Genomic DNA, 25,193 nt, shown 5'->3' with positions numbered 1-25,193 from the left:
ACTAATTTAACACTTGATTGAGTGGCACTTTGATATTATCCTTATTAAATGACACGATAAAAGCCTCTTTGTACCCTTTATTTTTTGCTTCTTGTAATTGTGTACGAGCTAAGTTATAGTCTGAGGTTGCGCCATAATAATACTTATACAAACGGCCATCTTTAGAACGACTTACAGACTTAAGACCCTTAAAATTATAAGATTTAGTTTCTAGTTTACGTTTACTCGCTGCCAGTTGTACTTTAAAGGTCACACCCTCTACTACCTTAGACTTAGGTGTCGCAATAGGAGTCGTAGTTTTTACAATCACAGGATTTGCAATCTCAACACGCTCGTTCATCTGTATACTCTTCTTATAATTAGTAACAGCTTTACTAATTGCCTTTGCCATTTTATCTTGACCAGCAGTAGAGTTTAAGAATTTTCCCTCTTCATTATTAGTAAGAAAACCTGTTTCTATAAGCACACTAGGCATTACAGATCTGTGCAACACCCAGAAAATAGCTTGCTTCACACCGCGGCTGCTGCGCTTCACGCTACCTGTAAATTCATTTTCTACAAAGCTTGCTAGGTTTATACTTTGATCAAGGTATTCCTCTTGCATAAGCTCAAGGCCTATACTCGTCTCTGGACTATTAGGATCAAAACCTGCATATCGCTTTTCATAGTTTTCCTCAAGTAAGATTACTGAGTTTTCTTTTTTGGCAATTGCCATATTTTTAGCGTTACCGTCTATACCAAGTACAAAAGTTTCCGTTCCTTTTGCTTGTGAGGAGTGGGAATTACAATGTACACTTATAAAAAGATCTGCATTTGCATTGTTTGCAATATCTGCTCGTTCCCATAGTTCTAAGAAAACATCTGTTTTCCTAGTATAAATCACTTCTACATCAGATTGCTTTTCTAATTCTTTCCCTAAGGCTAGCACTACATTAAGCGCTATGTTTTTCTCATAGTACCCATTCCCCCGGTTACCACTATCACCTCCACCGTGCCCAGCATCGAGAACAACCTTGAATTTTTTAGAAGAATTATTGGATTGCGCTTTCGCGAAAGCGCCTGAAAAACAACTCACTACAAGCAGTATAGTTGTTAAATAAATATTAAATATGTTTTTTTTACGCATCATTTATATCAAATATGACTCTTTTGAACGTTAGGTATTAAATTGATCTATGTAAATAAGGTAACGTGCATTACACGCTTGTTATTTTCAAAATTGTAATTCTAGGGCTGTAGCCGAAAAAAATATACGTAATTTTGACACTTTAATTGATAATTATTTGCACAAAAATAGGCTAATCGCATTGCAAACAAAAACTGCACACTTTCTTATTGTACTCTCTCTTTGCTTGCTACCATTGCTTACGGCAAGTGCACAGGAACTCCCATCCAAGAATGATGCCAGACGCGTACCTGCAAGGGATACTACGTTGATTCAATCTGCAACTGAAGGTTTTGCTAGGCTTGATTCCATCACTCCTACCGTAGTTGCTATAGAAGACACTACCAAAACAATACAAGATTCTATAAAACAAAAGCCCGAAACCCTTACAGACAAGGTTGTTTACAAAGCAACAGACTACCAGCGCATATCACAACGTAAAAAGAAAATCTACCTTTATAATGAGGCAGAGATTGTGTATGAAGACATGAAAATAAATGCCGGTGAAATCATTCTCGATTATGAAACTAACACCGTATTTGCTCGAGGAATAAAAGATTCTGCTGGAAATTATTCTCAAATTCCCTTTTTTGTTCAAGGTCCTAACCAAGTAAAGCCAGATTCCATAAAGTTTAATTTTGATACGCAACGAGCTCTTATTTATGGTTCGCGCGTTGAAAAAGCTGGCGGACAGCAAATAAATTTAAAAGCAGAGCGTAGTAAAAGAGTAAATGACTCTGTAATCTTTATGAGTAATGTAAAGATATCTACCTCTGAAGATCTTGATAATCCAGAATATTACTTTCTCGCTCGTAAAGTAAAATTTGTACCTGGCAAAAAACTTGTTGCTGGACTTACTAATATGTACATCGCAGATGTTCCTACTCCTATAGGTTTACCTTTTGCTTTTTTCCCTATGGAAAAGGAAACTAGCGTATCTGGCTTTATATTACCTGGACCAGGAGAAAGTAGAGAGCGTGGATACTCACTAACAAATGGTGGATATTATTTTGCGCTTAGTGAGTATTTTAATCTAGCACTTACAGGTGATTATTATACAAACGGTAGTTATGCCTTTAGAGCAGACACTGATTATAAGGTGCGTTACAAGTACAACGGTAGGTTTAGTTTCAGTTCTGAGCGTATCTTGTTTAGTGAGCGTGGTCTTCCAGACTTTTCTGAGACTAATACGTATAACATACGCTGGAATCACAGTCAGGATACGAAGTCTAGCCCTAACAGTAGATTTTCGGCCTCTGTAAACTTAGGTAGTAGTAACTTTTATAGACAATCACTTAACCAGGCCAACACAGGTAACTTCTTAAATAACAACTTTAGCTCTTCTGTTTCGTACTCACGCACGTTCCCTGGTACAGTCCCTGTGAATCTAACGGTTGCTGCGACTCACAGTCAAAACTCACGAACGGAAGAAATCACAATGTCACTTCCTACTACCCAACTTAACGTAGATAGAATTTATCCATTTGCAGGAAAATCTGGATCTAAGAAAGGGCTTATTAAAAATGTAAACCTGAGTTACGCATTAAGAGCAGACAATCGTTTTAGAACAAACGACGATGAGTTTTTTACTGCAGCTATGTTTGAAGGTGCAGAAACTGGAATAAGACATAGTATCCCTATTGCAACCAACTTTAAACTCTTTAACTACATCAGTGCTTCGGTAAGCGGTAGTCTTGAGGAAAGTTGGGTATTTAAAACTATAGATCAACGTTTTGATGAAGAAATCAATGCTGTAGTACGAGATACTGTAAATGGTTTTGATGCGTATAGAACCTACAGAGGTGGATTGAGCTTAGGAACGACCGTTTACGGAACTTTCAATTTTAAGGAAACTAGCAAGATTCAAACCATACGTCACGTAGTACGACCATCATTAAGTTGGTCATATACTCCGGCTTTTGATCAGTTTTACGAGACCTACACACGACCTGATCCTAATGATGTGACAGATCCTCAAAATGTAGAAGTAGAGTATTCAAGATTTGACGGAGGATTCTTTGGTGCTCCTAGTAATCGCGTTTCTAATTCGCTCTCATTTAGTCTTGCTAACACACTAGAAGCAAAAGTACGGAGTAAGGATAGCACAGATACAGAGCCCAAGAAGATAAAGCTTATCAATAACCTCAACATTAGGACCTCTTATAACTTTGCTGCAGATGACCTTAAGTTATCACCTATTTCTGTAAACGGATCTGTTCCTATTTTACAAGAGAAGCTTGACGTGAACTTTAGTGCAAACTTAGATCTCTACGCACTTAATAGTGCAAACCAGCGAATAAACACACTTAACATAAATAATGGTGGTAGTCTCTTTAGACTTACCAGCGGACAGGCGAGTTTTGGGTACAGCTTTTCTAGTAGAGATTTTGACAAAGATGCTAAGGCGGGTGTAAATAAAGATCGCACAGAAAACGAAACCTTTGCCGGTGGTGGACGTCCAGATGACTTATTAGGAAAAGGCGTTGACATTACAGGAAACACAAACGCTGGAAATCGAGAGCCAGAAGACGAAGAAGAAAAAGAGATTGAATTTTATAGGTTTAAAATTCCGTGGAATTTACGCTTTGGGTATCAAGTAGGATACGCAAACAATGCACGTCAAAACGATGTAAGCTCTCACTCTATCGTAATAAGCGGAGATGTAAAATTAGGAAATAGATGGACTGTGGGTGGATCTACTGGATATGATCTTGCAAACCCAGGTATCACTTTTACTTCACTTAATTTTGCGCGTGATCTTGAGAGTTGGAACATGCGTTTCAGCTGGGTTCCTCCTGTAAATTCAGATCCTAGTAGAACTTCTTGGAATTTCTTTATCGGGATTACTGGTAACTTACTTAGTGATATTAAATACGATAAACGCCGTACTCCAGATCAACAATTATAAGTACGAAATGTATAATCACGCTTTCGCGAAAGCGTAACAAATACCATTACTCATGAAAAAAATTATCACAACATTAAATGCTCCGGCTCCAATAGGCCCTTACAACCAGGCAACATTAGTAAATGGAATGCTATACACTAGCGGACAGATTGCTATCATACCGGCAACTGGTGAGCTTTTTAAAGGAAGTATAGAAGAAGAAACTGAACTTGTTATGCAAAGCGTCAAAGCGATTCTTACAGAAGCTGGAATGACTTTTGAAAACGTGGTCAAGACTTCCATCTTCATTAGCGATATGGAAAACTTCGGAAAGATTAATAGTGTGTATGGAAAGTACTTTGATGAAGCTACAGCTCCTGCAAGAGAAACGGTAGAGGTGGCAAATCTTCCTAAATATGTGAATGTAGAAATAAGTGTTATCGCTGCTGAATAAGCTAACCTACACTCCAAATAATTCTGAGAGCTGCTTGTAAAATCTCAATTCATGATTTTTACAAGCAGCTCTTTTAGTAAGTCGTTACTTGCAAAAGCACTCGCTCCTACCCCTTTACTCTTTACATCAACTTCTCTTATTAAGGAGATACATGCACTTACTTTTTTCATAGGGTAATTGCGACCTGCAGTAATATATTCATCTACAAAAAATGGCGAGACACCCAGTGCTCTTGCTACCGTAGTCTTATCCTTTTGAGGAAGTCCGTGATATTTGAGAATACTCGCAAACAAACTAAACAACTGGCTCACTGTTAAGACCAGCGGATTATCCTTAGGATTCTGTGTAAAGTATTGTGCAATGCGCTGTGCCTTCACGATATCTTTTTCTGAGATTGCTTTGCGTAACTCAAAAATATTGAAGTCCTTACTTATCCCAATATTCTCCTCGATGGCTTGTGGTGTAATCTCACTCCCTTTAGGCAAAATAAGCATCAACTTATTGAGCTCATTAATTACTTTCCCTAAGTCATTCCCTAGATAGTCTACTAGAATTTGTGCCGCTTTAGGTTGGATATGGTATCCCTCATCTATAAGCACGCGACGCAACCAGTCGCCTACTTGGTTTTCATAGAGTTTCTTGCTTTCATAATGAACTCCGTATTCCTTTAAGGCTTTTGCGAGTGCTTTACGTTTGTCTAGCTTCTTATATTTATATGCCACCACCAGCACTGTTGTAGGCTGCGGGTTTTTTACATAAGCGGCTAGCTTCTCAATCTGGCGTGACAAATCTTGCGCTTCTTTTACAATCACTACCTGGCGTTCTGCCATCATAGGATAGCGCTTTGCGTTGCTCACAATATCTTCTATGGTCACGTCACGACCATAAAGCACCACTTGATTGAAGCCTTTTTCGGCTTCATCGAGTAGATTATGCTCTATATAATCTGAGATTTGATCTATAAAATAAGGTTCTTCCCCACTTAAAAAGTAAATGGGTTTTATGATTCCTTTTTTAATGTCTTCAACTATGTTTTTTGCGTGCTTCACCTTTGGGTTTTCCTGCAGAACTCGTACTATTGTGGTATGCAACAACTCTCTTTTCCTGCATACTCTTTCAGACTCAAAAGTAGCGAAAACAAACGGTATATTTTTGACGTCATTCGTAAAAAATTCTTGGTACTCACTCCCGAAGAATGGGTGCGACAACACATATTACAATGGCTCCTTACCGAAAAAGGATATCCGCTAAGCCTTATTAATGTTGAGAAAGAAATAAAAGTAGGTAATACGCGCAAGCGTTATGATATTGTCATTTTTAATAAAGATGGCTCCCTCCTACTTATTGTAGAGTGTAAAGCTCCTGCTATAAAAATCACCCAAGAAACCTTTGATCAGATAGCCCGTTATAATTTGCAATTACAAGCAGATTACTTGATGGTGAGCAACGGACTTTCACATTATTATTGCCAAGTAGACACAGTAGCAGAGCGTTATGACTTCTTGCGATCACTACCAGATTATGAGCGAGAAGTAAAATAAGTACGCTTTCGCGAAAGCGGAATCCCATAAAAACCTTTTATTTGTAGTGTGAACACAGCCATCGTCATCTTAAACTGGAACGGAAAAGAACTACTTGAACGATTCCTTCCCACTATTATTGAGCATAGTGAAGACCTCGCAACTATTTATGTAGCCGATAACGCAAGTACAGATAGCTCTGTAGGTTACGTGCAAGAACACTTCCCGAGCGTTCACATTATAAAGAATGCAGAAAATGGTGGTTATGCAAAGGGTTATAATGATGCACTTAAAACCATAAAGGCAGATATCTATGTACTCATTAATAGTGATGTGCAAGTGACTAAGGGCTGGCTAGCACCTATGATTGCTCTTTTTGACGATCCTAGAGTATCTGCGGCGCAACCTAAAATTAAAGATTTAAAAAAACCTACGCACTTCGAGTATGCAGGTGCAGCTGGAGGTTTTCTAGACAAGTTAGGCTATCCGTATTGTAGAGGTAGACTATTTGACACTTGTGAGGAAGATATAGGACAATACGATACTACCGTAGAGGTACAATGGGCAAGTGGCGCTTGTCTCTTTGTAAGATCATCTACCTTCTGGGAAGTGGGAGCGCTAGACGAAATATTCTTTGCTCATCAGGAAGAAATAGATTTATGCTGGCGAATTAAAAACAAGGGATATCGTGTACTCGCTTGTGGTGATAGCGAGGTATATCATCTAGGCGGAGCTACATTACCCTCTGCAAACCCAAAGAAGACATTTTATAATTTTAGAAATACGCTTTTTAATGTTGTAAAGAATATTAAGGGGTTCAAAGCGCTGTTTATCATATTTTCAAGACTTGTACTTGATGGCATTGCGGCACTAAAGTTTCTATTTTCTGGGCAGCCTAAGCATCTTTTGGCTATATTGAAAGCTCATTTAAGTTTCTATTTACACATACCTGCGCTATTAGAAAGACGCTTACATCTAGTATCTTCTAGACGTTATGCCGAAACAACTTCTATTATATGGAGCTATTTCATACAAAAGAAAGGCACCTATAGAGACTTAAGTAGAAAACCATAAATTACTGTTAACAATCACCTATGACCCTACGGTTTTAGTACATTTAACATTCATTTTAAAAGTTACACAAACTATGAAACGATTATTGATTGCTGGTATTACCAGCGCCCTACTGCTTACTTCTTGCGTTTCTAAGAAAGAATATGCTGCGCTTGAGGCAAGACAACAAGAAACTCAAGACCTATTGAACTCTGCTACGGTAAAGTTAAATTCTTGTCTAGAAGAGAAAGCAAGTGCTACTACTCGTGTGAAGTCACTAGAAGAGCGCATTGCAGAAATGAGAAAAGACAGAAATGACCTTATCCAAAGTTCTAAAGACCTTACTATGCTCACAAAGCAAGGAGCGTCTAACCTAGAAAAGTCACTAGAAAGCTTAAAAGAAAAAGATCTTAAGATTAACCGTCTTCAAGATGCCCTTACTAAAAAGGACAGTGTTACACTTGCACTAGTTACTAGCCTTAAGAAAGAAGTAGGTATTAATGATACCGATATTGAAATCAATGTTGAGAAAGGTGTGGTTTTCATATCACTTTCTGACAAGGTATTATTTAAGAGCGGAAGCTATAACATTACTTCAAGAGCAGAAGAAATCTTAGGAAAGGTTGCTACTGTAATTAATGGTAAACCTAACTTTGAAGCACTTGTAGAAGGCCACACAGATAACGTTCCTTATAATAAAGGAGGTGTTCTTATAGACAACTGGGATTTAAGTGCAAAAAGAGCTACAGCTATCGTAAGAAAGTTAGTAGACTTAGGAGCAAATCCTGCACAGCTTATTGCTGCTGGACGTAGCGAGTTTGTACCGCTAGTAGATAACAGCACTGCAGAAAACAGATCTACAAACCGTAGAACGAAGATATATGTACTTCCTAAGATTGATCAATTTTATGACATGATTGAGCAAGAAATGAAGAACATGTCTGGAGAAGATGTGCAAGTAGAAGAAGGGAACTAGGAATCTCATTAGATAACTCTTACAGAGAAAAGCGACTATCGGCAAGATAGTCGCTTTTTTCGTTTAACAACACAGATGAGATTTCAAAAAGCGTACTCGAACGTCAAAATCATCGCTCAAAGACACAATTTAAACGTTTAAATGTTAAAATTTAGTGTACTTAGTCGATTATCGTCTTAATTGTGCGGTTCATAGAGGTTTTCACAATACTTTCGTATGTATAGTAAATTAAAACCGTCCCATCATGAAGAATTTTACTCTTGTTATCTTAGCTCTTTTCTGCTCATCAATACTTGTTGCAGGAATCTCTCCAAAGGAAAAGCAAGCTCTTGTAGACTTATACAATAGCACTAATGGAAATGAGTGGACAAACTCTTGGGATCTTGCACAAACTCCAGAAAACTGGATGGGTGTTACTATCATTAGAGATAAAGTATTTGCGGTAAGTCTTGAGGACAACAATCTTACTGGTACTATTCCAGCAAGTATAAGTGACCTTACAGGGCTTAAAATATTAAATCTTCAGAAAAATAATCTTCAAGGAACTATACCTGCTTCTTTAGGTGCAATAAAAGGTCTTAAAACAATCAACTTAGCTTTAAACAAACTTGAAGGGAACATTCCTAGCGAGATTCTTGCGATGGGAAGTCTAGAGTATCTAGATCTTTTCTTTAATAACTTAAGTGGAGAATTGCAGAACGATGTAGCTGGATTAAAAAACTTGAAAAGATTAAGTCTTGCAAATAATGACTTTAGAGGAAAGCTTCCTGTAGCAATCACTTCATTAGAAAAACTTACAGACTTACAATTAAGTAGTAATAACTTTACTGGTAAACTACCTAACGGTCTTGCAGCGTTACCACAATTAAAGAAGCTTAACCTTTTTGACAATAACTTCACAGGTGAGTTTCCTACTAAGCTTAATACTCTTAACTTAGATGAGCTTACGTACAATAACAACAACTTTACAGAAACGGCTACCCTACTTGCGGCTGGCGAATAATTTACTAGTCTTTAGGTTAGATTAGTAAGTACCCCAAATCTTTAATTAGATTTAGTTAAGAGCCTCTCCCTTTGGAGAGGTTTTTTAATAGGTATCTATTTTATAATTCTGGGCTTCCTTTTCCCTCTCTTATGAGGATAGGCTCATCACCCGTAAGATCGATTACGGTAGAAGGAATATTACCTCCATAACCACCATCAACTATTACATCAACACGGTTTTGCCATTTCTCAAAGATGAGTTCTGGATCTGTGGTGTATTCTATCACCTCATCTTCATCATAGATTGACGTAGAGATAATAGGATTACCTAGTGCTCTTACGATGGCTCTTGTAATCTCGTTATCTGGTACACGTATTCCTACTTCCTTTTTCTTTTTAAAGACACTAGGCAAGTTATTATTACCTGGCAATATAAACGTATAAGGTCCCGGCAGTGCTCTTTTAAGTATTTTAAACGTCTGCGTATCTATTTGCTTCACATAATCTGAGAGATTACTTAGATCCTCGCATACAAAGGAGAAGTTAGCCTTAGCTAGCTTTACTCCTTTTATCTGTGCAACGCGTTCTAGCGCTTTTGTATTTGTAATATCGCAGCCTAACGCATACACTGTATCACTTGGGTAAATGATAAGTCCGCCGTTTTTTAGGATTTTTACGATTTCCTGTAAGTCCCTGGGGTTCGGGTTTTCTTCGTAGAGTTTTATAAACTTTGACATGTCTGTATTTTTTTGTGAATGTACGAGTAACAATTAATATGAGAATCACGCTTTCGCGAAAGCGTAACTTCCCTAATCTACGCGCTCTACTTCGTCCTCAAGTTTGAGTACTTTATCACCATCTTCTTGCTCGATGTATAACGCCTTATTACCAGACTCACCATTGCGAGTGACTTCGCTGCCTTTAATGGTACGGGTCACTTTTTCTGTAAAAGTTTCGGTTACTTTTCCTTCTGCGGTACCGTTACCCCACTTCCACTGTACTTTTGTTCCTTCCTTGATCATAACTTTTTTATTTAAAGTTACTTATAAGCTTAAAATATCTCGCAGAAAGTAACGCAACCTTAACATAAAAGTAAAATCTGTGCGTTATACCTTAAAATTATCTTAATGAAACTACTATATATCCTCTGCTTACTGGCTGCAATGAGCTGGAGCTGCTCAGATAGTGACGAGACTACCACAGATGTCATTACTCCTGATACGGAGATGGAAGAAACTGCTGCTCTTGAGGCGCTTACCCTACTAGATGTTCCCTATGGTAATGATCCTGCGCAGGTGTATGATATCTATTTACCTGCAGGACGTAGTGCTGCCAAAACAAAGATGATTATCCTCATACACGGTGGTGGCTGGACAGAGGGAGATAAGGAAAATGTATCTGCTTTTATAAACCTGGTGCAATCACAACATCCAGATTATGGCGTGGTAAATATGAATTACATTCTAGCAGATCCGCCAGCAATACCGGCATTTCCTAATCAGTTTTTGGATGTGCAGGCGGTGATCAATCAGCTTAATGATACGAGTAGCGAATTGCACTTTAATAACGAGTATGCTTTTATAGGACTGAGTGCTGGTGCGCATATTGCGATGATGTATGACTATACTTATGATGTGGACGACCAAGTAAAATTTGTAGCCAATATTGTAGGTCCAGCAGATTTTACAGATCCTTTTTATGCAGACGGCCCAGGTTTTGAAATCTACATAGCTGCACTTACTGATGAAACTGCTTATCCTGAGGATGCAAATTACAGCGAACTATTAAGCCCTGCCAAAGTTGTCACAGCAAGTGCTAGCCCTACCCTACAATTTTACGGAGATCAAGATCCGCTGGTGCCGCTTACTAATGGTCAGCGACTAGATACGGCGCTTTCTAATGCTGGTGTTCCGCATATACTTACTATTTATGAAGGTGGTCACGGAGATTGGGATGCAACGAGCTATCTCGATGTACAGCAGAAAATAGGTGCTTACATCGACCTCTACTTACCTATAGAAGATTAATTACATATTGCTGAACAATATGACGAGATAGCAGGTGTTCCTGTATAGCTTTCGCGAAAGCGTACATATTACCATAAAAAAATGCTGACATCTAATAGACGTCAGCATTTGTGTTTTATATCAGCTTGTACAAGTACTAGCTTACAATCTCAAGCTTAGCAAATCGTAGTAACAACTTTTTGAGACCACCGTTTTCAAAATTAATTTCTGCTTTTTGATCTTGGCCTTTCCCTTCTAGTCCTACCACAATCCCTTTCCCAAAACGGATATGCTTTACCACCGTGCCCGCTTCTAGTGCTCCTGCGAGTGAAGAGACAGGCTCATCACCGCTAGTAGGTCTTATCTTGCGCAACTTGCGTAGCTGATCTTGTGATGGGTTACCCACTCTAGGAGGTGTACCGCTCACCGGCTTCTTTAATCGTAATTTACTTTTATCTACCTCGCCATACTCATCTATATCCATGAGTGACTTATAGCGATTTCTCATCATAGGCGTCTGGTAGTCCAGATACTTATCATCTATTTCCTCTATAAAACGGCTAGGCTCTGCATCTACCAGTTTACCCCAGCGATATCTAGACTCTGTATAGGTAAGGTATGCCTGCTTCTCTGCCCTTGTAAGTGCCACATAAAACAAGCGGCGCTCCTCCTCTAGCTCACTACGCGTGCTCATACTCATACCAGAAGGAAAGAGATCTTCCTCCATACCAACGATGTATACAAATGGAAACTCAAGTCCCTTTGCCAGGTGGATGGTCATTAACGCCACGCGATCATCATCACCCGTATCATTATCCATACTTGTGGCAAGTGCCACATCTTCTAGAAACTCTGCCAGCGAACCTGTAGTATCTGCCAGCTCCCTTTGCTCCTCTACAAAGTCGCGCATACCATTGAGTAGCTCCTCTATATTTTCTATACGAGCAACGCCCTCTGGAGTTCCATCCTTTTTAAGTTCTTGTAAGAGTCCCGTTTTCTTTGCAACCGTTTCTGCCACGGTAAAGGCATCACTTTGCTCATTAAGAATCTGGAAACTCTTAATCATCGTGACAAAATTCTTAAGCTTGGTCTGTGTACCGCGATTTATATTCATCGAGGGACCCAGCTGCTCTATTTTATCCATCACCTCAAACATAGAGCGCCCATAGTGCTTTGCAGCCACCGTAAGCTTGTCTATGGTCGTACCGCCTATTCCTCTTGCAGGATAATTAATCACACGTTTAAGTGCTTCCTCATCTTTTGGGTTAATAAGCACGCGCAGGTAACCCAGCACATCCTTAATCTCCTTACGTTGATAGAAGGATAAACCTCCATAAATACGGTACGGGATATCTCGCTTACGCAAGGCATCCTCCATCGCACGGGACTGTGCGTTTGTTCTATATAAAATCGCAAAATCCCCATTCATGAGCTGGTGATTCATTCTATTTTCAAAAATAGAACTCGCCACATAGCGTCCCTCCTCACCATCTGTAGGAGAGCGGTGCACGATAATCTCACCACCATCTGGGTTTGCGGTCCATACTGTTTTATCCAGTCTGGTTTTGTTTTTTTCTATCACACTGTTTGCCGCCTCCACAATCACTTTTGAGGAACGGTAGTTCTGCTCCAGGCGGTACATCGCTACATTCTCATAATCCTTCTGGAAGTTCAAAATGTTATTAATATTTGCCCCACGGAAGGCGTAGATACTCTGCGAGTCATCTCCGACCACACAGATATTCTGAAACTTATCAGACAGCGCCTTTACAATAAGGTACTGGCTATGGTTTGTATCTTGGTACTCATCTACCAGTATGTATTTAAAACGATTCTGGTATTTATTAAGCACCTCTGGAAAACGGTTAAGCAACTCGTTTGTGCGTAGTAGTAAATCATCAAAGTCCATCGCTCCTGCCTTAAAACAGCGATCTACATACTCTGCATAAATCTCACCCATGCGCGGGCGTTTTGCCATCGCATCTGCCTCTACCAGCTCAGCATCATTTTGGTACGCACGTACCGTAATCAAGCTGTTTTTAAAAGAAGAAATACGGTTTTGTATCTGCTTATACTTATAGATATCCTTATCCAGCTGCAGCTCCTTGATAATCGCGCTTATTAAACGCTGGGAGTCTTGGGTATCATAAATCGTAAAGTTAGACGGGTACCCTAGCTTATCTGCCTCAATACGCAAGATTTTGGCAAAAATGGAGTGAAAGGTTCCCATCCATAAATTCTTTGCCTCAGAGCTACCCACAATATCAGAGATACGCTTTTTCATCTCACGTGCCGCCTTATTTGTAAAGGTGAGTGATAAGATGTTAAAGGCGTCTACTCCCTGTGACATGAGGTAAGCAATACGTAAGGTAAGCACACGCGTTTTACCAGATCCCGCACCTGCAATTACAATTAATGCTCCCTCTTTATGTAGTGTGGGAGCGCGTTGGGCCTCGTTTAAGCCCTCAATATATACTTCTAATTTTGAATCCATAGCAGGGGTACAAAGTACGGATTGATCACAAGAATTAAAACCACAATCCATGATTTTATAGCTCTTTTGTAAACAATAACAATAGCCACGCTTTCGCGAAAATATGACACCTCACACCTCCTGCGTTCCATGATAACTATTGCTAGCGAGAAGCAGTGTATTTCATTAAAAATGAAGATATTTAGCCTCCAAAACCAATCATCATGAGCACTTTCTATATCAATCATATTGCCATTTCTGTACAAGACGTAGCCGTCTCCATTGCTTTTTATCAAAAAGTATTTGGGCTTACCGAAATAGAAAACACCGCCTCTGTCTCCCCTACTCGCTGGCTCGCCCTAGGTGATGGCAAGCAACTGCACCTCATCCCAAGACCAGGCGAAACCGTAATCACAAACAAAGCAGTACACCTTGCACTTGCCACCGCAGACCTTGCTTCCTTTATCACGCACCTTAAAAGCCTAGATATAGAGTATGCCGACTGGCGAGGAACGCCCACTAAAGATTATGTGCGCAATGACGGGATACAGCAAGTGTACTTCCAAGATCCAGACGGCTACTGGATAGAAGTAAATGATGATGCCTAGCACCAAGATTTAGAATGCTGAAACTAACTATTTTACATTTTTTTACCCAAAATGAGGAAAGTCGTAAAGAAGTATGGGTTTGAGGTTGTAGATTAGCAAACCAATTGTAAGTTATCCTTAAAACAGGATAAGATGATAGTTTGACAATTAGCTATTTACAAACGACTATAAATACTTACAAACGTTTACAATGGGAAAGTTGCGTTTATACGCTGAAATAGAAATACGAGAAAATTAATAGAATAAGTCATCATAGCCTTGGTTTTACTGGGCTTCGGTGATGTGAATAACAGACTTGCTTATATGCAAGTTAGCCACAAATAAAAAAACACTACGAATGAAAGGAGAAATCACTACTAACTCTATAAAAATTGACAGATTAAGAAGTAAAATTATTGAGGGTAATATTAAAATTCCGCCATTTCAAAGAGAGTTTGTTTGGAAACAAGAACAAGTTATTGAGCTACTTGACAGTTTGATAAAAGATTATCCTGTTGGGAGTATTCTTCTTTGGGAAACAAAAGATGATTTGCCTGCAAAACGTAATGTTGGTGGTTTTGATTTACCAAATCCAACTGAAGATTATCCTATAAATTACGTACTTGATGGTCAACAAAGAGTAACGTCAATATTTGGTGTTTTTTGTTATGATTTGGATAATGTAGAAAACGAGGATTATGATTCTGCCATTTTTAATATAATTTATGACGTAACACGTGATGAATTTGTGAGTGAAACAGATACCATTGATAGCAATATCAATCTTCCACTTCGACTGATATTTGACAACTTCAATTTCAATAAATTTATTCAAGAACAGAGGCTGGATGAACAGAAAACAAATAAAGTCGTTGAAATTCAATCCTTATTTCAAAACTATGAGTTGCCATTAGTGACAATAAAAAAAAGAGAGAAAACCGAAGTTGGTATTATATTCGAAAGAGTAAATAATACTGGAACGCCTCTATCAACTTTAGATTTAATGATAGCTTGGACTTGGGTTGAGGATTTTCATCTTAAAGAAAAATTCGAAGATATATTTGAAACTTTAGAAGATAAGAATTTTGGAAATGTAAAGAATAAAGTTGTTTTACAATGTGTTAGCGCAATTATTAGCAAAACAACCAAAACCAAAAGTATTTTAGAACTAAATCCTCAAGATGTTAGGAATAATATGGATTTACTAAAATCAAGTTTAGAAAAAACAATTGATTTTTTGAGTACGCAATTTAATTGTGCTTGCTACGACTTCTTACCAAGAGTACAACAGATAGTACCATTGACGTATCTTTTTGCCCAAACAAATACATTAACAAATGAACAAAGCGATTGTTTAAAAAATTGGTTTTGGAGAACGTCTTTTTCAACGAGATATTCCGCTTCAACTGATCAAAAGATGGATGATGATATTGAATTTATTGACTTAGTTCTTAATTCAGACTTCTCAGGTCTAGATAAATATCAAATAAACTTAAGCTTAGGGCAATTAGAAAATCTGAAATTTTCAAAATCTAATTCTTTTGTCAGAGCATTGCTATTGCTTTTTGCACAAGAAAAACCACTTGATTTAACTAATGGAAATATAGTAGATGTTGGCTTGGCACTATCCCAATACAATAGAAAGCAATATCATCATATTTTCCCACGAGCATTTTTGAAAAGTAAAGGTCTAATAAATGACCAAATCAATCGCGCAGTTAACTTTTGTATTCTTCCTGCAAATTCAAATAGGTTGATAAGTGACAAAGAACCAGCAGATTATTTTACAAACATTATTCCTACCGCGAATATTGGAATAATATTAAAATCTAATTTGATACCTGAAGATATTAATATTTACAAAGACAATAATTATGACACCTTTTATAAGCAAAGGGCTGAATTAATAATGGAGAAAATAGCCAAATTAGGTGGCGAATAATAACTGTAGCTAACAAAGAACTGAGTTAAAAAACAAGTCTTTTTAATCTAATTACGATCTATAGATTTCATCATAAGCTCTTCCTATTTCTACGATGGCAAAGGCTTGTTTTAAGAATGTGACATTTAAATTTTGATAAATAGTAAGTCTTGCTGTAGTACAAAAGTTTGAGTTTTCAAAGTGCTATTTTTTCTTATACTGGACTTCGTAGTGCATTAAATATAATAATGAAAATAGAACAAAATTTATTAGAAGAAATCGAAAATGACTTAACACTAGAAATTGTTAAAAACAGAGATTATATACTTGAAAAAATAAGAGTTATTCTTAAACGAGATAGATACACCTTTCAAATGTTTAACGGCAAAGTTGGAGGGAAAAATAATATTTATGTTGATAGTGTAATGACTCAGTTTTCTGACTTTAATGATTTTTATAGTCAGTGGCTAAAAGGGGTCAGAAATGATTATGAAAAAAGGACTAAATATGGCTCTATAGAAGGACACAATGCTCAACTTTTAAAAGAGCCGAAATTAGAGAAATATATTCGCATATTTTTAGAGAGAAATTTCTACAGAAATCTTAAAGAAAGAACTAGACTCAAACCAAATGTAGAGTTATGGAAAGTTTGGTTTGGCTATAATGTTATATTCGGTCTTTTAATAGCACCCAAAAGAGAAGAAGGTACTTGGATAATTGACAAGAGTGAAATAAGAAGAGCTGATTATAGTTATTGGACAATAGGTCATGTATTTAAAGAAGGGCTAATAGACAATTCTTTATCCAAGCCGTTTTACATATACAATCTTGAACAATTTGAATCTATTTATTTATCAATATTTCAGCAACTATCTAATTCAGTATATGAGAAGCAAATTTGTGAAAAATACATAGAGTATTTGAGACAATCCGAAAATCTTGAATCTGAGCCTTTTTTAATCCCAGAAGTAAGGTATTTAGGGCTTGAGAAAAAGCACCTATATAGACTCGATTTTACTATTCTTAACTCACATACACAAGAGTACATCGGTTTTGAAATTAGTCCTGCTTCATCTCATATGAGTGTAAAGGGTCTAAAAGAAAAACAAAAAATTGTAAACGAAGAATTAAGTAAAAAGTGGCATAAAGAAATGCAAAAAAGGAATGACTATTTTGAATTATATGATATTACTACTATTACTTTAACGGAACATGATTTTCAAGATATAGATTCCTGTTGGTCACTTTTTGAAAAATATTTAAGCTCTAGATCAGAAGACAAGACAAGTGTTCAAAGTGAACTAAAGAGAATTTCAAATATATAAAAAAGTATAAGCTTACTTAAAGTTGATATGCGTTTACAAGCCAAGTCTATTTAGAAACTCGCAATAAAAAAAATCGAGCCGCAAAAAAACTGAAATAAAACAACCTTAAACAACATGGAAAAATCTGAATCAGGTGCGCCTATTTATCGTTACACAGAATCCAGCAGAAATGATTTTGAGTTAGCTACTGGAGGAGATCATATAGATAACGTTATCTCTTATATAAAAAATGACAACTCTTAACACTGAAATCATAAATATCATTTTAGAGCCTAAAAAGGAGGCGCTAATCAATGGGCTACTTTCAGTATTGAATGGAAAGGAAAATTCATATGTACCAGAAATTGCGAATCCAGACTTTTATGAAATATGGTTTTACAAAAGTTTTGATTTTAAATACATAATACTAGGTGCTAAAAATTATGTGGTTGAAGTATCTCAAAAAGAAGATTATAACTCACTGAAAGAAATAGTTGAAAAACATAATTTATCAATGGAATTAGATGAAGAAAAGATTAACTCGATTTTGTTGGAATTGGAGTTTGATTTTTTTTCAAAATGCTGGACTGAAGTAGAGCATATTTTAAATAAAAAAATAAGATGTTTCTTAATTGAGAACGCAATTCTTAGAGGTTGGGATGTAAACAAAGAGAAAATTGTGGACGGAGAAATTATTGGAGATATTCTAAATGAAGAAGGAATAACGAACAATTATTAAATATCTCAAAAACAATCGCTAACAAAGAGCTGAATTAAAACAACCTTAAACAACATGGAAAAATCTGAATCGGGTGCGCCTATTTATCGTTACGCAGAATCCAATAGAAATGATTTTGAGTTAGCTACTGGAGGAGATCATATAGATGATATATCGGATCATATTGAAAAACATATTGGAGAGATTCATATGGTGTTTCATGAGCTTATATCAGATCAAGTTCACATTGATGTACACTGGGTAAAGCCTACAGAAGAAAGACCATTTCATACACTCGTTACTTCTGGCATGAGTGATAAGGCAATGAATACACCAGAAGATGTAATAGATTGCGATTATGCAGAAATAAGTATTTGTCTACCGGCTGAATGGAAAATCTCTGAAGAAGACTTTAAGGATGAAAACAACTACTGGCCTATTAGATGGTTAAAACAAATAGCTAGATTCCCTCACGAATACAACACTTGGGTCGGTTACGGACACACCATACCCAATGGCAACCCCGCTGAGCCTTTTGCTCCAAACACACAGCTTAACACCATGGTACTCTTACCAACTATTGTTTTTAACGAAGATTTCCATTCTCTAAAGTTGGCAAACAAAACCATTGACTTTTATTCATTGATTCCTCTCTATAGCGAAGAAGTTAATGTAAAGATTAAAAAAGGCGTAGAAGCGCTTTTTGACGGTTTTGATAAACATGCTGTGACAGATATATTCGAAATTAACAGACCTAACACTGCTAAAAGAAAAAAGCTTTTTGGGTTATTCTAGGGTGGATAACTATTGAATTAATGAACTTAAAAATATGACTTGTGTTTAGCATTAAACGGTTTGGTCTTTTTATAAGTCAACCTCTATGTAAAGCACTCTTAATAACCATTAAAAACTAAATAAATGAAAAAATTATTACTTCTATTACTAATCACAATATCTGGAAACTCATATGCTCAATCTAGTCCACAAGATTTAATTGACACCTTTTTTGAAACATATGAAAAAGACGCTGGTAAAGCTGTAAAAGAATTATATGAGACAAACAAATGGACTGATAGAATAAAAGATGATATCGATAAAATTATTGGTACTGTGAATGGGTTTTCTGAAAGCTACATGGGTAAGTACTATGGATATGAAATCATAACTACAAAGAAATTTGCTGAGAGCTTTGAATTATATTCATACCTAGTAAAATACGATAGACAGCCCCTTAGGTTTATATTCAAATTTTACAAACCAAATGACAAATGGGTATTATATTCATACGCTCTTGATGATAACTTAGATAATGAAATTCAAGAAGCAGCAAAACTCTATTACTTAGAATTAGATAAAAACTAAACTTAATAGCACCAAAAAAATCATACAAGTGCTATCAACAGTTACCATAATAACAGCTGTATTTTTTGTTTACAATTGGATCATGAATGATGATGGAATTGATTCTTCCTTCACATTAATTACTATCGCAATGGTTTTAGGGATTATATTTTTGGATAAAAAACACAAAAGCATAAAGGCGGAATTACAAACACGAGAATAGAATACGCAATTATAAAAAACTAACTATAAATGAAATATTGGATTATCTCACAAACTGAATTATTAGACAAATACCTAATAGCCAATGAAAAGGCTATTTGGATAACTGATTTAACTAAGGGTTCAAATATCAATGACCTTATCGATTCAAAAAGTTTAGGAGCGGTACAAAGTATTCATTATGAAGATTTAAAAGAGATTGTATTTATTGATACAGATGATACCATAGAATTAAATTTCAAGGATGACAAAACCACCGACGAGGAATTCCAACTTGATAAAGATGTCTATTCAAAAATTCGTGACTATTTAAAGGCCAAATTGAAAGGAACGGAGTTGAAAAATTATTCTGTTTTTAAACAAATCATACCTCAGCTAGTTATTCTAGGTATTATTTCAATTTTCACTGTAGCAACCTATGCGGCAGCAGTAGAAGCAGAAAGTGGAGGAACTGTAAGAACAACAGGCAGAAGAGCCTGGCTAAAGAAAATAATTGCATCTACTGGAGAATTGCTTGGAACTACAGGAACTCTTATAATTGGACTAAGTTTAATTGGACTCTGTATTTACTTCTTAGCTAAGAAAATTCAGCATCCAAAAAAGGGTGAAATACTAAAAATCACAAATTCCCCAAGATTGAGCATGTAGTGATAGAACTTGGGTGTTGATGGAGTGTCATTTAAAATTAGCTTAATTAAAACATAGACTACTGGGTATTGCTCTGTTCATACTTTCAAGCTTACTTTGAGCTAGAAACGTTATTAAAATCATTGAAAAGTAAACACATGAAAAATATTATACTCCTTACTTTACTATTAATTTTCTCTTATCAGGTGAAGTCTCAAAGCACTTATAAGAAAGAAAGAACATTTTCAAAAAAATGTTATTGTTATGTTGTAAATGAAGATTTGACCAAAGAATATAAAGAGGTAAGTTGTAGACTTACCAAGCTTACCACAGAAGAATTAACCTCATTACAATCTAAATTAAAAGACCTTAATTATGACGTTGATATTACGGGTGTTATTGACCAGAAAACCAACGTTGCATTTCTAAAAGATAAAAAGGAAAGTAGAGTAAGAAAGCGTGCCGAAAGAAAAAGATTGAAAAGAGCTAAAAAGAATAAAAAAGAGGAAACTAGTTCATTTAAATCATGAATAAGGTATACAAGCAAAGAACGCTATTCACAATAACTTGTAATTAAATTACACTAGTCAATCACAATCATACTATAACCTATGAAATCACTCTTTTTAGTTTTATTCTCCTTTATCGCTACTCTTACATACTCTCAGAAGAAGGAAGTTCTGACTTTCAAATTTGATGATATTAATATTGAATACACACGACTTGATTATTCAAATTATGGAATAACGCAATATTTTATCACAATGCATGAAGACAATACTTATCTAAACGCTATTGAAAAGAAATCTATTAATTGCTTGAGAAAAAAAGTAAGATTATATCACACCTTGTACTTCTTTTTAAAAATCCCACCAATTATTAAAAGTACAACCGAAAGAAAAAGATTGTTTTCACAATTTATAAAACATCTGAAGCTTCAAGAAAAACAAAACAATGTCAATCTGTACTTAAATTTTGATTTGGACTATTCTGGTGATTATATATCAGAACACGATAATGTAAAGAGGATTATCACTGGTATATATCCAAAGAAAATCTGCAAAGTCCTTTCTATTAGATAATAAAAAAAATAAACTAATTATTTAAAATTAACAAATGAGAATAAAAGCATCATTACTATTAATACTAAGCTTATTATTATTTAGTTGCTCTAAGGACGAGGATCCAGATTTGAGTTCAGAAAATAAAATCCTCTCATTTAAAATTACTTCAAATGGAGATGCTTTTAATGGAGTAATAAATGAACAAAGTAAAACAATTACTCTTACCACTGTTGCGCTTGAGACCAATAGTACTTTGGTTCCTGAAATATCTATTTCTCAAAACGCAACAATATCACCAAACCCTTCAAGTGCTCAAGATTTTAGTCAAAATATAACATATGTTGTTACGGCAGAGAATGGAGAACAGACAACTTATACCGTAATCACCAATAATACTCCAATAGCGAGTGAAAAGAAAATTTTAAGTTTTCAACTAAATATTGATGACGAAGTATTTGATGGAGTAATCAATCATGCTTCTTTAACAATTGAGATAGAAACTGATAAAAACCCATCATATGTATCGCCTATAATTATGATATCAGATGGTGCTACAATCTCACCTAATAGTAGTGAACCTCAAAACTTTAATAGTGACATACAATATACTGTAACAGCAGAGGATGAAACTTCTAATGTTTATACTGTAATGACTAAGTGGATATCATTTAATTCTGTGAACAGCGCAATTAGCACTAGTGACATTGCTACTAGATATTATAGTAATGCAACTCCTTATGTTAGGACTACCTATGTAGATTTATCTATTCCAAACTCGAATATAATTTTAGAGAACGATGCTAATAGTTATGAAATCGCGCCATATAACTATACTACTTACGAGAATAATGATTTATTAAACACCTCATTTCAATTTGAATTTCCTACAGATATTGTAACCGCAATAGACTACAAACTAAAATATATAGTTGATGGCCAAGTAAAATCTGTTTCTCCTTTTAATCTTGATGTCCTATCAGAAAATGCACCAGAAATTATATCTTCTAACCAAACAAATTATAGTTATAATGACACATTAATCCTTTCGGGAAATAATTTACTGCCTGGTCTTAGAGTTGTCGCGCATAACGGTTTAATTTATCAATTTAATGAGTCGTCTGTTTCTGTAAATGATGATGGAACTGAGCTAACGTTACCTCTTGATTCCAACATCAATATGTTTCCTTCTTGGGTAGGTGGAACTTCACCTTCTGAGACGCCTCTTATAATGTATTATAATGCTAGAAATGGACAGACTTTAGTAGTTGATTTTAATTAAAATTTATTTAATAAATAACAACTTGTTTAATAACTCTATTATTTAAAAAAAAATAATTAAAATGAAAATACTCTTACTGTGTTTATGTACCCTTTTCTCTAGTTACTGCTATGCTCAAGGATCTTTTAATTATGTGAATGAAGATGGTACTCCTTGCCCCAAAGGAGTATTTGGTCCAAGTAAACTAGAGGGTAAAATTGTTAACTGTTTAAAAGAGGGAGAATGGAGAAAATATTTAAAAGATGGAACTTTATATGCCATTGAAAATTATTCTAAAGATACGCTCAATGGTTTAGTATCAAGATTTACTAATGGCGGCGTGTTGTACATAAAAAAAATGTACAAAAAAGGAGCACTTAATGGTGTATATGAAAAGTATCATACCTCAACAAAAGGGCTTCAAACGAGAGGATATTATAGAGACAACATAAAAGATAGTGTTTGGAGTGAACACAATATTTTCAATGGAAGTATTCGGTCGAAAAAATTTTACGACATGGGGAAACTAGTGACAGAAAAAGAATATTACACTATTAAAAGCGGCGATTAAGAGATTTTAAATAAAAAATCACCATCAGCTTTGTAGTAGATGAGAATGGAAAATTGACTGATTTTGAACCTCTAAATAGTACTAGTTTGAATTTTGAAAAAAAAGCAATCCGCCGACTTGAACAATTACCTAAGTGGAATCCAGCAACCCGGAATGGTAAGGCTGTCAAAACAAAATTTCAAATACCACTTACATTTAAGCATTGATAATGCATTGCGCTAAAAACAAATCTTTACAATATAACTTGAACCTAAAATTTTCGCCGTAAGGCTAAAAACAATAACAATGAAACATTCATTAATAATCACCCTACTTCTATTATCCATTTCTAGTATTGTTGTTGGGCAAGGATTACCATCACAAAAAACGGAGCGTCACCTTCAAATTAAGGGAACGAATATTTTTATGATTCCTCCAGCATCGTTTGCAGCTTCAAGCAATTTTAAGGGTTTTCAAAATCCACAAGACCCATCTTCCATGATTATGGCTTTTGAAATCCCAGGGCCTTACAGTGAAGTATCAAAAGGGTTTAATGCAGACATGCTCAAGACACAAGGCATGGAAATGAAAACCAGAAAGGAAATTAAAGTAGGTAACTATAGTGGAATACTTCTAGAAATAGAACAACCCGCAAACGGGATGATGTTTTCAAAACACATTCTTATTTATGGTGACGAAAAATCTAGCACCTTACTAAATGGTGTGTATGTAAAGGATTCTCTTGAATTAGGTGAAAAAATAAAACAAAGTGTGCTAAGCACTTTTGTGGACGCTACGGTAGAAAACAACCCTAGAGAGGCACTTAATTACTCACTAAATGAAGATGTAGGCTCTTTAAAATATCTAGCAGTAATAGGTAATGGAATGCTCTTTAATAGAGATCTAAAAACACCAACAGAAAGTATTGATAAAGCAAGCTTACTCACCGATAAATCTTTTGCAAAAGTAAATATCCCAGATAAAAAATTGTTTTGTATCTCGCGATTAAAAAAATACCCTGATGACTACTCGGTAATCCCAAGCAAGGGAATCAACGATATAACAATTGACGGACTAGATGGTTTTGAGCTCTTTGCCACAAATAATGACGACAATCTCGAAGAGATGTATCAAGTGATTTTATTTGATGAAAATGGAGGGTATTATTTATTTGTAGGAACCTACGTCCCTGGAAGTAGTCAAGCAATATCAGACATAAAGAACGTTGTGCAAACTTTTGAAAGGAAGGAGTAGTTGTGATTAGTATATTGCTTTTAAGATGGTAAATTCTTTAAAAACACTCTTCTTACGTCTACGCAAATCGCAAATAACACTAACCAACTACGGCAGATGAAGGAAATTTACGAACCGAAATTTGTAGAAAGGCTATTTGATAACATGTCAAGTTCTTATACAAAAATGAATTACATCACATCATTTGGGTTCAGCGAAAGATGGAGAAGACAATGTGTGGAGGAAATTGACATTGAAGGAGGGAAAGTTGTGGTTGATCTAATGACTGGAATGGGAGAATGCTGGAAACATATTTTAAAAAACTCAGATAGTAACTCTCAACTAATTGGTCTTGACTTTTCATCTGGAATGATTAATCGCGCTGAACGAAGAAAGCTTAAATTCAGCGATTCTAACATAACATTGCTAAAGGAAAATGTATTTAATAACTCTATAGAAAGTGGTTCTGCAGATTGCGTGATTTCTGGGTTTGGATTAAAAACATTTAATGATGAGCAACTTGTACAACTTGCCAATGAAATTGACCGGATTCTAAAGCCAAACGGAAAGTTCTCATTGATTGATGTTTCTGTGCCGAAAATCAGAATTTTAAAACCTTTTTATATGTTTTACTTAAAGAATATTATTCCGATTTTAGGGAAAGTATTTTTAGGAAGTCCTGAGACCTACAAGATGCTAGGTATTTACACTCAAGAATTCGGGAACTCTAAAAATGTATTTGATATTTTTAATAAAGCCAATTTTGAAGTTGAGTATATTGAATATTTTTTCGGTTGCGCTAGCGGAATTAGAGGTGTAAAAAAATAACCTTTTAAAATTGAGAACTGAG

Annotated in this window: 27 protein-coding genes; 22 read left to right on the top strand and 5 right to left on the bottom strand. The window is 35.8% G+C overall.

From position 1 onward, the window contains the following. Nucleotide 1: 1 nt before the first annotated feature. The gene (locus ACJJVW_RS12735) at nucleotides 2-1,129 is read right to left on the bottom strand and encodes an N-acetylmuramoyl-L-alanine amidase (protein ID WP_405252304.1); all 1,128 of its coding nucleotides are present in this window, start codon (nucleotides 1,127-1,129) and stop codon (nucleotides 2-4) included. 178 nt (nucleotides 1,130-1,307) lie between these two features. Between ACJJVW_RS12735 and ACJJVW_RS12730 the strand changes: the two genes are divergently transcribed. After that, complete coding sequence (locus ACJJVW_RS12730; protein ID WP_405252302.1) at nucleotides 1,308-4,073, top strand: putative LPS assembly protein LptD; 2,766 nt, start codon at nucleotides 1,308-1,310, stop codon at nucleotides 4,071-4,073. 52 nt (nucleotides 4,074-4,125) lie between these two features. Beyond that, nucleotides 4,126-4,506 (top strand): Rid family detoxifying hydrolase, encoded by a 381-nt coding sequence (locus ACJJVW_RS12725; protein ID WP_298323975.1) that lies wholly within the window; start codon nucleotides 4,126-4,128, stop codon nucleotides 4,504-4,506. Nucleotides 4,507-4,550: 44 nt separating this feature from the next. Here ACJJVW_RS12725 and holA read toward each other — a convergent pair whose 3' ends face one another. Then, a complete protein-coding gene (holA, locus tag ACJJVW_RS12720) occupies nucleotides 4,551-5,555 on the bottom strand; it encodes a DNA polymerase III subunit delta (RefSeq protein ID WP_298323973.1) in 1,005 nt (334 codons plus the stop codon). A 36-nt stretch (nucleotides 5,556-5,591) separates the two neighbouring features. On the opposite strand from holA, the gene ACJJVW_RS12715 reads away from it, so the two are divergent. The 4 genes from ACJJVW_RS12715 (at nucleotide 5,592) to ACJJVW_RS12700 (ending at nucleotide 9,058) form a co-directional block, all read left to right on the top strand. Further along, entirely contained in the window at nucleotides 5,592-6,047 is a 456-nt protein-coding gene (locus tag ACJJVW_RS12715; protein ID WP_013749581.1) for a type I restriction enzyme HsdR N-terminal domain-containing protein, read from the top strand. Between the two features lie 48 nt (nucleotides 6,048-6,095). Then, nucleotides 6,096-7,100: a glycosyltransferase gene (locus ACJJVW_RS12710; RefSeq protein ID WP_405252300.1), complete on the top strand. Its 1,005-nt coding sequence runs from the start codon at nucleotides 6,096-6,098 to the stop codon at nucleotides 7,098-7,100. 73 nt (nucleotides 7,101-7,173) lie between these two features. Beyond that, nucleotides 7,174-8,055, top strand: a complete 882-nt coding sequence (locus ACJJVW_RS12705) for an OmpA family protein (protein ID WP_108878476.1) — start codon at nucleotides 7,174-7,176, stop codon at nucleotides 8,053-8,055. A 244-nt stretch (nucleotides 8,056-8,299) separates the two neighbouring features. Beyond that, complete coding sequence (locus ACJJVW_RS12700) at nucleotides 8,300-9,058, top strand: Two component regulator three Y domain protein (RefSeq protein WP_405252298.1); 759 nt, start codon at nucleotides 8,300-8,302, stop codon at nucleotides 9,056-9,058. A gap of 100 nt (nucleotides 9,059-9,158) precedes the next feature. Here the strand turns inward: ACJJVW_RS12700 and ACJJVW_RS12695 are convergent, their stop codons facing one another. Beyond that, a complete protein-coding gene (locus tag ACJJVW_RS12695; protein WP_013749585.1) occupies nucleotides 9,159-9,776 on the bottom strand; it encodes an L-threonylcarbamoyladenylate synthase in 618 nt (205 codons plus the stop codon). Between the two features lie 72 nt (nucleotides 9,777-9,848). Then, entirely contained in the window at nucleotides 9,849-10,061 is a 213-nt protein-coding gene (locus ACJJVW_RS12690; RefSeq protein ID WP_405252296.1) for a DUF2945 domain-containing protein, read from the bottom strand. Nucleotides 10,062-10,166: 105 nt separating this feature from the next. Between ACJJVW_RS12690 and ACJJVW_RS12685 the strand changes: the two genes are divergently transcribed. Beyond that, nucleotides 10,167-11,066 carry an alpha/beta hydrolase fold domain-containing protein gene (locus ACJJVW_RS12685; RefSeq protein WP_405252293.1) on the top strand — a complete coding sequence of 300 codons (900 nt, stop codon included), beginning with the start codon at nucleotides 10,167-10,169 and terminating at the stop codon, nucleotides 11,064-11,066. A gap of 136 nt (nucleotides 11,067-11,202) precedes the next feature. On the opposite strand, the gene ACJJVW_RS12680 is transcribed toward ACJJVW_RS12685, so the two are convergent. Further along, the gene (locus ACJJVW_RS12680; RefSeq protein WP_405252291.1) at nucleotides 11,203-13,539 is read right to left on the bottom strand and encodes an ATP-dependent helicase; all 2,337 of its coding nucleotides are present in this window, start codon (nucleotides 13,537-13,539) and stop codon (nucleotides 11,203-11,205) included. A 203-nt stretch (nucleotides 13,540-13,742) separates the two neighbouring features. On the opposite strand from ACJJVW_RS12680, the gene ACJJVW_RS12675 reads away from it, so the two are divergent. The 15 genes from ACJJVW_RS12675 (at nucleotide 13,743) to ACJJVW_RS12605 (ending at nucleotide 25,171) form a co-directional block, all read left to right on the top strand. After that, nucleotides 13,743-14,126: a VOC family protein gene (locus ACJJVW_RS12675; protein ID WP_405252289.1), complete on the top strand. Its 384-nt coding sequence runs from the start codon at nucleotides 13,743-13,745 to the stop codon at nucleotides 14,124-14,126. Nucleotides 14,127-14,463: 337 nt separating this feature from the next. Further along, the gene (locus ACJJVW_RS12670; protein WP_405252287.1) at nucleotides 14,464-16,047 is read left to right on the top strand and encodes a DUF262 domain-containing protein; all 1,584 of its coding nucleotides are present in this window, start codon (nucleotides 14,464-14,466) and stop codon (nucleotides 16,045-16,047) included. Between the two features lie 227 nt (nucleotides 16,048-16,274). Then, on the top strand, nucleotides 16,275-17,351 hold the full coding sequence (locus ACJJVW_RS12665) for a hypothetical protein (protein ID WP_405252285.1): 1,077 nt from the start codon (nucleotides 16,275-16,277) through the stop codon (nucleotides 17,349-17,351). A 114-nt stretch (nucleotides 17,352-17,465) separates the two neighbouring features. After that, nucleotides 17,466-17,594, top strand: a complete 129-nt coding sequence (locus ACJJVW_RS12660; RefSeq protein ID WP_405252283.1) for a hypothetical protein — start codon at nucleotides 17,466-17,468, stop codon at nucleotides 17,592-17,594. Then, complete coding sequence (locus tag ACJJVW_RS12655) at nucleotides 17,581-18,069, top strand: hypothetical protein (protein WP_405252281.1); 489 nt, start codon at nucleotides 17,581-17,583, stop codon at nucleotides 18,067-18,069. Before ACJJVW_RS12660 ends, ACJJVW_RS12655 begins: the two co-directional genes overlap by 14 nt. A 54-nt stretch (nucleotides 18,070-18,123) precedes the next feature. After that, complete coding sequence (locus tag ACJJVW_RS12650) at nucleotides 18,124-18,843, top strand: suppressor of fused domain protein (protein WP_405252279.1); 720 nt, start codon at nucleotides 18,124-18,126, stop codon at nucleotides 18,841-18,843. Between the two features lie 123 nt (nucleotides 18,844-18,966). Beyond that, a complete protein-coding gene (locus tag ACJJVW_RS12645; RefSeq protein WP_013749594.1) occupies nucleotides 18,967-19,410 on the top strand; it encodes a hypothetical protein in 444 nt (147 codons plus the stop codon). Nucleotides 19,411-19,641: 231 nt separating this feature from the next. Further along, a complete protein-coding gene (locus ACJJVW_RS12640) occupies nucleotides 19,642-20,259 on the top strand; it encodes a hypothetical protein (RefSeq protein ID WP_405252277.1) in 618 nt (205 codons plus the stop codon). Between the two features lie 137 nt (nucleotides 20,260-20,396). Further along, nucleotides 20,397-20,768: a hypothetical protein gene (locus tag ACJJVW_RS12635; protein ID WP_405252275.1), complete on the top strand. Its 372-nt coding sequence runs from the start codon at nucleotides 20,397-20,399 to the stop codon at nucleotides 20,766-20,768. Nucleotides 20,769-20,849: 81 nt separating this feature from the next. After that, a complete protein-coding gene (locus ACJJVW_RS12630; RefSeq protein ID WP_405252273.1) occupies nucleotides 20,850-21,320 on the top strand; it encodes a hypothetical protein in 471 nt (156 codons plus the stop codon). 34 nt (nucleotides 21,321-21,354) lie between these two features. Then, nucleotides 21,355-22,581, top strand: a complete 1,227-nt coding sequence (locus tag ACJJVW_RS12625; protein WP_405252270.1) for a DUF5018 domain-containing protein — start codon at nucleotides 21,355-21,357, stop codon at nucleotides 22,579-22,581. 61 nt (nucleotides 22,582-22,642) lie between these two features. After that, nucleotides 22,643-23,131 (top strand): toxin-antitoxin system YwqK family antitoxin, encoded by a 489-nt coding sequence (locus ACJJVW_RS12620; protein WP_405252268.1) that lies wholly within the window; start codon nucleotides 22,643-22,645, stop codon nucleotides 23,129-23,131. Nucleotides 23,132-23,148: 17 nt separating this feature from the next. Next, entirely contained in the window at nucleotides 23,149-23,337 is a 189-nt protein-coding gene (locus ACJJVW_RS12615) for a TonB family protein (RefSeq protein WP_405253102.1), read from the top strand. 79 nt (nucleotides 23,338-23,416) lie between these two features. Then, complete coding sequence (locus ACJJVW_RS12610) at nucleotides 23,417-24,364, top strand: hypothetical protein (RefSeq protein ID WP_405252266.1); 948 nt, start codon at nucleotides 23,417-23,419, stop codon at nucleotides 24,362-24,364. 96 nt (nucleotides 24,365-24,460) lie between these two features. Continuing rightward, complete coding sequence (locus tag ACJJVW_RS12605; protein WP_379953049.1) at nucleotides 24,461-25,171, top strand: class I SAM-dependent methyltransferase; 711 nt, start codon at nucleotides 24,461-24,463, stop codon at nucleotides 25,169-25,171. Nucleotides 25,172-25,193: the final 22 nt, after the last annotated feature.

Source organism: Dokdonia sp. Asnod3-C12, from assembly GCF_045063975.1.
Taxonomy (GTDB): Bacteria; Bacteroidota; Bacteroidia; order Flavobacteriales; family Flavobacteriaceae; genus Dokdonia.
Note: the sequence above shows the minus strand (reverse complement) of the source record. Positions and strands in the feature narration are given on the sequence as shown.